The sequence below is a fragment of the Mycobacterium sp. NAZ190054 genome, assembly GCF_001545925.1.
Taxonomy (GTDB): Bacteria; Actinomycetota; Actinomycetes; order Mycobacteriales; family Mycobacteriaceae; genus Mycobacterium.
Map to the genome: position 1 here is coordinate 1 of NZ_LMVQ01000198.1, position 7,036 is coordinate 7,036.

At 65.8% G+C, this 7,036-nt stretch carries 12 protein-coding genes and 1 pseudogene; 5 read left to right on the plus strand and 8 right to left on the minus strand.

What is annotated here, in order from left to right:
- Window positions 1-216 precede the first annotated feature (216 nt).
- The gene (locus tag ASJ79_RS15065) at window positions 217-459 is read right to left on the minus strand and encodes a hypothetical protein (RefSeq protein ID WP_067956494.1); all 243 of its coding nucleotides are present in this window, start codon (window positions 457-459) and stop codon (window positions 217-219) included.
- A gap of 455 nt (window positions 460-914) precedes the next feature.
- On the opposite strand from ASJ79_RS15065, the gene ASJ79_RS31055 reads away from it, so the two are divergent.
- The 5 genes from ASJ79_RS31055 to ASJ79_RS15085 all read left to right on the plus strand — a co-directional run bounded on the left by ASJ79_RS31055 (window position 915) and on the right by ASJ79_RS15085 (window position 3,599).
- Entirely contained in the window at window positions 915-2,027 is a 1,113-nt protein-coding gene (locus ASJ79_RS31055) for a tyrosine-type recombinase/integrase (protein ID WP_197420223.1), read from the plus strand.
- Between the two features lie 193 nt (window positions 2,028-2,220).
- Entirely contained in the window at window positions 2,221-2,457 is a 237-nt protein-coding gene (locus tag ASJ79_RS15075) for a hypothetical protein (RefSeq protein ID WP_231750856.1), read from the plus strand.
- Between the two features lie 113 nt (window positions 2,458-2,570).
- Window positions 2,571-3,269, plus strand: coding sequence for a DUF4352 domain-containing protein (locus tag ASJ79_RS15080; RefSeq protein ID WP_067956498.1), 699 nt, complete (start codon window positions 2,571-2,573; stop codon window positions 3,267-3,269).
- A gap of 1 nt (window position 3,270) precedes the next feature.
- On the plus strand, window positions 3,271-3,408 hold the full coding sequence (locus tag ASJ79_RS32280; protein WP_156448458.1) for a hypothetical protein: 138 nt from the start codon (window positions 3,271-3,273) through the stop codon (window positions 3,406-3,408).
- Window positions 3,384-3,599 carry a hypothetical protein gene (locus ASJ79_RS15085; RefSeq protein ID WP_067956500.1) on the plus strand — a complete coding sequence of 72 codons (216 nt, stop codon included), beginning with the start codon at window positions 3,384-3,386 and terminating at the stop codon, window positions 3,597-3,599. Before ASJ79_RS32280 ends, ASJ79_RS15085 begins: the two co-directional genes overlap by 25 nt.
- 199 nt (window positions 3,600-3,798) lie before the next feature.
- Here the strand turns inward: ASJ79_RS15085 and ASJ79_RS32285 are convergent, their stop codons facing one another.
- The 7 genes and pseudogenes from ASJ79_RS32285 to ASJ79_RS35060 all read right to left on the minus strand — a co-directional run.
- Window positions 3,799-4,056: a hypothetical protein gene (locus ASJ79_RS32285; RefSeq protein ID WP_067956502.1), complete on the minus strand. Its 258-nt coding sequence runs from the start codon at window positions 4,054-4,056 to the stop codon at window positions 3,799-3,801.
- 167 nt (window positions 4,057-4,223) lie between these two features.
- Complete coding sequence (locus tag ASJ79_RS15095; protein ID WP_156448459.1) at window positions 4,224-4,589, minus strand: hypothetical protein; 366 nt, start codon at window positions 4,587-4,589, stop codon at window positions 4,224-4,226.
- A gap of 15 nt (window positions 4,590-4,604) precedes the next feature.
- Entirely contained in the window at window positions 4,605-5,114 is a 510-nt protein-coding gene (locus tag ASJ79_RS15100) for a hypothetical protein (protein ID WP_156448460.1), read from the minus strand.
- Entirely contained in the window at window positions 5,114-5,341 is a 228-nt protein-coding gene (locus ASJ79_RS15105) for a hypothetical protein (RefSeq protein WP_067956507.1), read from the minus strand. The genes ASJ79_RS15100 and ASJ79_RS15105 overlap by 1 nt, the downstream gene beginning before the upstream one ends.
- A 16-nt stretch (window positions 5,342-5,357) precedes the next feature.
- Window positions 5,358-6,338, minus strand: a complete 981-nt coding sequence (locus ASJ79_RS15110) for a PE-PPE domain-containing protein (protein ID WP_067956509.1) — start codon at window positions 6,336-6,338, stop codon at window positions 5,358-5,360.
- Window positions 6,338-6,895, minus strand: a complete 558-nt coding sequence (locus ASJ79_RS33955; RefSeq protein ID WP_369803685.1) for a peptidoglycan-binding protein — start codon at window positions 6,893-6,895, stop codon at window positions 6,338-6,340. Before ASJ79_RS33955 ends, ASJ79_RS15110 begins: the two co-directional genes overlap by 1 nt.
- 15 nt (window positions 6,896-6,910) lie before the next feature.
- Window positions 6,911-7,009 (minus strand): annotated as a pseudogene (locus tag ASJ79_RS35060) (PaaI family thioesterase); the annotation flags it as partial.
- Window positions 7,010-7,036: the final 27 nt, after the last annotated feature.

Here is a 7,036-nt window from a genome sequence, read left to right on the forward strand (position 1 = left end):
ACTTTAAACGATCCGCCGACCCCCGGACACACCACTCTTTCCCTCCACGCAGCTCTTCCGATCTCCGGCGGGCTCCACCCGCATCCGGCGGTGACCATGGCCCCGGCGACCAGCACGGCCAGCGCCAGGTGTCTGCCCTGAGGGCGCGCAACTCGCATGCGCCCCAGAATATGCGGGGCCGGCCGGCCACCGTCACGGCGCTTCGCAGTGTGCGTCTCAGCCGCAGCCGCCGCCCCACGGGGCGGCGCCGCACGGCAGTTCCACTCGAACCTGCGGGGCGAACGACATGGTCGAGAGCGTGGTCGGATCCGGTGCCGGCTCGACGGTGGCGCCTGCGCCGCCGTCGTGATAGGTACCGCCCTTCGGATACGTTCCCGCTTGCGCGAGGTCGATTTCGACGGCGAGCACCATTGCGGTCGCGCCTACGACCGCACCGAAAACGCGTAGTGCCTGTGACATCTCGACTTCTTCCTGACGATGAGTCGGTGTCGCCTCCAAGGGAAGTTCGGCCGCAGTGCTGTCATGAGTCTAGGCACGGACGGGCCGCCGAAAAGGTCGTCACAGGGCTCTCGCACCGATGCCACAGCGGGCTTCCAACGCGCGCCCACAGCCGGCAAAAGCCCGCAGCGGCGGCTTGTTTCGCGGCGGACCGGCGGCGGGAAGCTGCCCTGGCACCGAGCTGCGCCGCCCCGCCGACGCCCACGGGAAGCGACGTAGCCGTCACGCACGTTCGGCAATCTGACGGCGACCGCGGCTCACAGACGCCACACAGGTTCCGGTGATCGCGTCTGCAAGATCACGTGGCTCCCCCGGCTGGACTCGAACCAGCAACCCTTCGATTGCACGCTAGGCGCTGGCGAAGTGCCTTGTGACGCGGACCTTCCCGCAGTCAGCGGATTCTGAGACACACAAACATGACGCACCTAGGTACAGTCATACAATTTGCTCCACGCCGCCGCAAAAATCTGTCACAGGTTGCCAACCTGAATGTTTCCTTGGTAAAAACAGCATCGGGCGCGGGGAGGTTGGGGCCGGATGAGATGCACGACAAACGCAGCTACACGCTGCCGACATTCTGGGAACACGCTGTCCAGCAATGGCTGGCATGGCTAAAGCTCGGAGGAGCACCGAAGACGACGCTGCGGCTGCGCCGCGGGCACGTCCGAAGCATCGCGCGCCAGTCGGGCACGCAGCATCCGCGCGAATTGTCGCTAGCACTCATCATCGATGTTTGCCAGAAGCAGACGTGGTCGAACGAGCACCGTAAGGGTGTTCGACGCTCGCTCATCAGTTTCTTCGACTGGTGCGTCGACAACGGGGTGACGCTGGCAAACCCGGCAGAAGGGCTACCCCGTGTACCGGGTGACAAACCTAGGCCGCGACCAGTGCCGGATGACATATGGATGGAGCTACTGACGACTAGCCCACCGCGAACGCGGATGATGGCGCGCCTGGCCGGTGAGGTCGGGATGCGCCGGGCCGAGGTCGCCGTGTGCCGGCGCGAAGACCTTCTGCGCGACATCGACGGCTGGTCGCTGCTAGTCCACGGCAAGGGCGGTAAGCAGCGCGTCGTGCCAGTGACGGACAACCTCGCGATGGCGATCCGGGACTACTGCCCGCACGGGTACCTCTTCCCAGGCCAGGTCGTCGAGCACGGTATTCCGGGCGGACATATGTCGGCTGATGCGGTCGGGCGGCTGCTGTCGCGCCTGATGCCGGAAGGCTGGTCGATGCACAAGCTGCGTCACCGGTACGCCTCACGCGGACTGGCCGGTACCGGCAATCTGATTGCCGTGCGAGACGCACTCGGACATGCCAGCGTAGCGACGACACAGATCTACACCGCTTCGGCGCCAAGTGCTGTACGGGCTGTGAGCGAAGCAGCATCGAGGCCCGTGCTAGTTACACCTACAGGGACGCACGCTTGGCAGCCCACGCATCAACAGTCTCAGGCAGCCAGCCCTTCACCCGGCCGATCATCGCGTCTGGCTCCGGTAGTCGACCCGGAATCTGACTGTAGGCCTTGACGGAGTTGATCGACAGGCCAGCTCTTTCAGCGAACTCGGTGACGCTCAAATACCTGACCACCAGCACGACACTAAGCACACTTAAGTACATGTACGTTCGGGCATACCCGGGTGGGCGTTTACTTCGCTAGGGTGCGTCGGCGTGGCTCGACGATCCCCGTGGATAGATGAACGCGCCCGCCTGCTGGTCCGATTGCTCGACGAGCGCTACGGCCTCACGATCACCGAGGACGCTGGCCGGGAAGACATCTCCAATCACGTCGACCACGTGGCAGCGATGATGAGGATCGGCCGCCAGGCTGCCAAGAGGTACGTCACCGATGACGTGATCAGCGATATGGCTGACCGGATCGGTCGCCACGTCAGTCGTGTGTTGACTCGTGAGGCGCTGCAGCCGGGACGCGATTCGCATCTGCGCATCGTCCGCTGAACGTCAGTCCGCGAGTGGCTGGGTAAGCGCGAGAGGTGAGATTGAAGTTGGGCGCGCGATACCGCTGCAGGTCCGACCGTTTGCCCGCTACCATCTTCCCGCATGGGGGAACGATGAGCGCGGCTGGCTGGTATCCCGATCCGTCGGGCAACGGCGGCCAGCGCTACTTCAACGGCACCCAGTGGACCGAGTATCGACGTGCGCCGGGAGCGCCGCCACCGAAGAAATCGAACACGGGCAAGGTGTTGCTCTTCAGCATGCTCGGCGTCGTGCTGTTCTTCGGCGGCTGCGGTCTCCTCTTGGCGGCCGGGACCGACTCGAAGAACGACCGCGGCTCGTCGTCGTCGGCCGCCGGCGCGCCGTCCTACGCGCCGTCGCAGCCGGAACCGTCGACACCGGCCATCGCCGCGCCCGGCAGCGCGGTGCGCGACGGCAAGTTCGAGTTCAAGATCCTCGGCGTCACGAGCGCGAAAAGGGTGTCCGATCCGAGCGGCAACCGGTACATGACGACCGACGCCCAGGGCATATTCGTCGTGATCGACCTGCAGATCACCAACATCGGCGACCAACCCCAGAATTTCTTCGGCTCGAATCAGAAGCTCTACGACACCAACGGCCGGCAGTACGCCGTCGATTCGCGCGCCGACATGTACATGAACGCCGGCGAGTCGATCATGGGCGACATCAACCCGGGCAACTCGATCACGCGGAAGCTGGCGTTCGACGTACCACCCGACGCGCGGCTGACGTACCTGCAGCTGCACGACTCGATGCTGTCGGGTGGCGTGAAGCTCGCCATCCCGGCGAGTTGACGTGACCCGCTCCCCCGACGAGATCGACCGTGAGCTGGCGCTGCTGGCCGCGGTGCGCCGCGCGGTGGGCGGGTCGATGACGCTGACCGACGAGCTGCTCGACGAACGGCTGGAATGCCGGGACGCATCACCCGAATAGTCGTTACCCAGCTCGACCCGGACGCCGACCATCCCGATCCATGGCGGGTCGAGTGGATCAACGGCCGCGACGAGCTTCGGCAGCACCATGACTCGGAGGCGGCGGCCCAACGCCATGTGCGCGGCCTGCTCCGCGAGCTTGCGTCGGGAGTGACGCGGGACCAGGCGCTGACGGTCGTTCGGCGCGAGTAGGCCACCAACGCAGAAACCGCCCCGACCCTTTGGTGCGGGTCGGGGCGTCTCGAACCTGTCACGGTTCGGAATCCAGGTAGTGCATTACGCACGTGCGCTCGCCGGCGCGCGGGTAGTCACGACGAATGGACGAGAAACGAGAGCGGGAGATCGTCGTGCCGGCGGGCGCGGTGGCAGTGGTGCTGCTGCTGGTGTGGCTCTACTTCCGGCGCCGGACGTAGCGCATGGCCCAGTGGAACACGTCGAGCTCGGGCGGCACGCTCTCACTGAGGTGCAGCGCGGTAGCCAGGATGACGGCGTCGGCGAGCACCCGGCCGACGGGGTGGGCGCGGTAGGCCGCGACACGGTTGGAGATCAGATCCTCGTCGTCGCGGACCAGCTTCTCGTACACGGCGATGCCGCCGACGAGGGCGATGACGGCCTTGTCGCCGGTGCGAAGCTGGAGTTTCCACCGCACGCCAATATTGTCGCCTCTACAAATAGCTGCGCGGGGAGGACGCGCCCCGGGGATGGCGCTACGTGCAGACGAGGACGACGATCAGCGCAGTAAAGGCCGCGGCGACGAGGACGACCGCGACGGCCGCCCAGCGGTCGATGTCAGGGTCGCCCTTCTCGCAGCTCACATCAGATCGCAAGCCGGGCGTGACGATTGCTCTCGCGCATCTCAGCCAAGCGGTTATGGAAGTCGACCACCTCGGCGTCGTCGGAATCGCGCGCGATGCGCTGCAGCAGTGGCGCGGTGGCCACGCGGTCGACGGCATCGGTGAGCTTCTCGATCGCTGAAACGAGTGTGCGGATTCGCAGGTCGTCGCGCTTGGCCCGCTCGGCGTCGCGCAACGCCAGATCGGCCGAGATCTTGTTGAAGATCGCCGCGGTGTCGGCGTCGGTGTTGTCGGTTTCGGCGCGGCCCTTGGCCCAGCCGAAGATGCCGTTGCCGACAACCGTCACGATCGCGGTGAGCACGCTGGAGCCGGCGGCGATCGCGAACACCGATGCGAGGTCCATTCACCGACTCCATTCGCTGTGGACGATGACTCGGCGTAGGTCGCCGACGACGAGAAACGCTGCGCACAGCGACAAACCGATGTAGCTGAACGTCGCGTGAGTGCCCTTCCCCCACCATGACGAGTGCAGCACCGCGGCCCAGTAGGCCGACAGCATCAGCATCATGGCAAGGTCACCGCCGATCTGCAGGATCAGCCCGTTGGTGACCCGCCGCGACGGATGGTTCGAGTTGCGCCTGCGCCCAGCCATCATGCAGCCAGCGGCCACCATCAGCGGGCCGATGACGTTGAGCCACACCCAAACCGCGTAGGTGACGCTGCCCATCGCTCGGTCGACGATGGACACGGGTTCGGCGAAGCTGATGGCGTACAGGCCGAACAGGAACCAGCAGAAGTACATGATGGCCTGGAACAGCCGCACAGTACGCGAGTCGATGATCTGCATGAGCTCGACCCATACGAGGCGCGCGTCGATCCGCACGGTGATCCAGGCTCGCCGAAGAGGCGACATCAGCTATCCCTGAGCGTGCCGTCTTCGCGCTGCTTCTTGACCACGACGGCCGCGGTGCCGGATGCGACGGCCGGGGTGCCGTAGCCGACGATGTTGACGAACAGGTCGAGCCACAGCGGCGCGTGGGCGGGGTCGATCACCTTGTAGGTCACCAGGACCGCGATCGCGGCGAGCGCGACGCCGTAGAGCCACTGACGCTGGCGGGCAGTTGTCTTGTCTTCGAGCATGATCGAGCCTTTCTCGTTATGCCGCGCGCAGGAAGTCGACGGCCGGGAAGCGGTTGTAGTTGTGCTGGTCCAGATTCATGAAGAACCGAATCGCCTCGATGCCGGCGGTGGCCGCAGCGACAGTCTCGGTCAGCGGTCGCTGGCCCCACTCGAGCAGCTGCTCGACCAGCGAGTCCTCGCCGCCGAAGAAATCGGTGACCGAGAAGATGAGCCGCTGCACCATCACCTTCCACTCGTCGGCGTCGCGGTCCCTGATACAGGCGTACATGTCGCCGGCGTGGGCGTAGTCGCGGACCTCGAACGGTGCCGACTCCAGACCTTCAAGGCGGTCGGCCATAATGCCGAACGTGCCCTCTCCTGCGACCGGGTACTTCCAGTGGTCGAAGTGCGCAATTCCCTGCTGGCGCATCGGGTTTCCCCAGAACACCACCTTGCGCACCCGCGGCAGCAAGTGGTGCAGCCTGCCGGACGGATTCATGATGTCATGCTTGAGCACCTGGCCGACCACGACCGCGCCTTGCGAGTATCCGGCCAGCGCGACCGCGTCGTCACCGCGCACCCTCTGCTCGATCTGCGCGATGAGCTCGGCCCGCCCCTTGTCGATCGACGGCTTCATCGGGAACGGGGTGGCCGGGTAGTTGCCGATGGGCTGCCACCGGTAGTGGCCGAGCACATCGCGAGCCGTGTCAGCGGGCAGGCCAGGCCCGAGCGGGTCGGCCATCCCGGTGCCGTGCACGGTGAACAGCCACGGCATCGCGCGGGCGTCGGAGGCCGGAGAGATACCGAGCGCGATCAGATCGGCGTCGGAGACTTCACCGTCGACGGGCTGGTGCGTGTGCGCCTCGTATTCGCGCTGCCACGCGACGGCCCGCGGCCCGAACTCGTCGGTGTCGCCGGGCAATGGCCCGTGGATGCGCGCGTAGCCGGAGAACCGGGCGGCCATCACCTGCCGCCACTTGCGCACCGTGGGGTTGCGGTCGCCCAGGCGCAGGGCCATCAGAGTTCCGCCAGCTTGTCGACAACTGACTTGCCGCCCAACTGATTCCAGCCTGCGAGTGTTGGGCCACGGAGCTGGCGCAGGATCTCGATGAGCAGTTCGCGGTCGGTCCAGTCTTCGGGGAACCGCTTCACCGGCGGCGATGGCGGTGGTGTGGGTGCGCCGTCAGGGTGGAATCCGGCGTCCTTGAGCTTCTGCAGCGTGATCGGTCCGACGATGCCGTCGGCGTCGACGCCAACACTCCTCTGGAATGCCACGACAGCGGCTTTCGTTGCGGGACCGAAGTCGCCGTCGACCGCCAACCCGGCGCCACGCCCGTTGAGGAACGCTTGCAGCCGCTTCACGTGCTCACCGCTGTGGCCTTCCTCGGCCCAATAGGTGACCGGAGGCGGCGCTGACGGTGTGCCTGCGCGGTTGAACGTGGAGAAGCCGTCTGGGCGGATTTTGCGCCTGATGAAGTCTTCGACCTTCTCGAAGTGCTGGGAGCCATAGGTCTGGCCGCCCATCTGGAAGTGCATCCAGTCGCGGATGGACCAGTTGCCGCCGCAGAACACCATGCCCTCGTAGAACGCGATCAGTTCGCGCACCGACTCGGTCAAGGGTTCGTACACGGCCCGCAGCCGCGCCACGTCAGCGGCACTGAGGCCGTCGACTCGGGTGTACTCCAGCACCCCTCGACTAGAACATGTGTCAACAAC

What these genes read in the sequence shown, in the direction of transcription:
- ASJ79_RS15065 (WP_067956494.1), bottom strand. Translation starts at nt 459, where the DNA reads ATGTCACAGGCACTACGCGTTTTCGGTGCGGTCGTAGGCGCGACCGCA.
- ASJ79_RS31055 (WP_197420223.1), top strand. Translation starts at nt 915, where the DNA reads ATGACGCACCTAGGTACAGTCATACAATTTGCTCCACGCCGCCGCAAA.
- ASJ79_RS15080 (WP_067956498.1), top strand. Translation starts at nt 2,571, where the DNA reads ATGAGCGCGGCTGGCTGGTATCCCGATCCGTCGGGCAACGGCGGCCAG.
- ASJ79_RS15085 (WP_067956500.1), top strand. Translation starts at nt 3,384, where the DNA reads ATGCCGGGACGCATCACCCGAATAGTCGTTACCCAGCTCGACCCGGAC.
- ASJ79_RS15100 (WP_156448460.1), bottom strand. Translation starts at nt 5,114, where the DNA reads ATGTCGCCTCTTCGGCGAGCCTGGATCACCGTGCGGATCGACGCGCGC.
- ASJ79_RS15105 (WP_067956507.1), bottom strand. Translation starts at nt 5,341, where the DNA reads ATGCTCGAAGACAAGACAACTGCCCGCCAGCGTCAGTGGCTCTACGGC.
- ASJ79_RS15110 (WP_067956509.1), bottom strand. Translation starts at nt 6,338, where the DNA reads ATGGCCCTGCGCCTGGGCGACCGCAACCCCACGGTGCGCAAGTGGCGG.
- ASJ79_RS33955 (WP_369803685.1), bottom strand. Translation starts at nt 6,895, where the DNA reads ATGGTGTTCTGCGGCGGCAACTGGTCCATCCGCGACTGGATGCACTTC.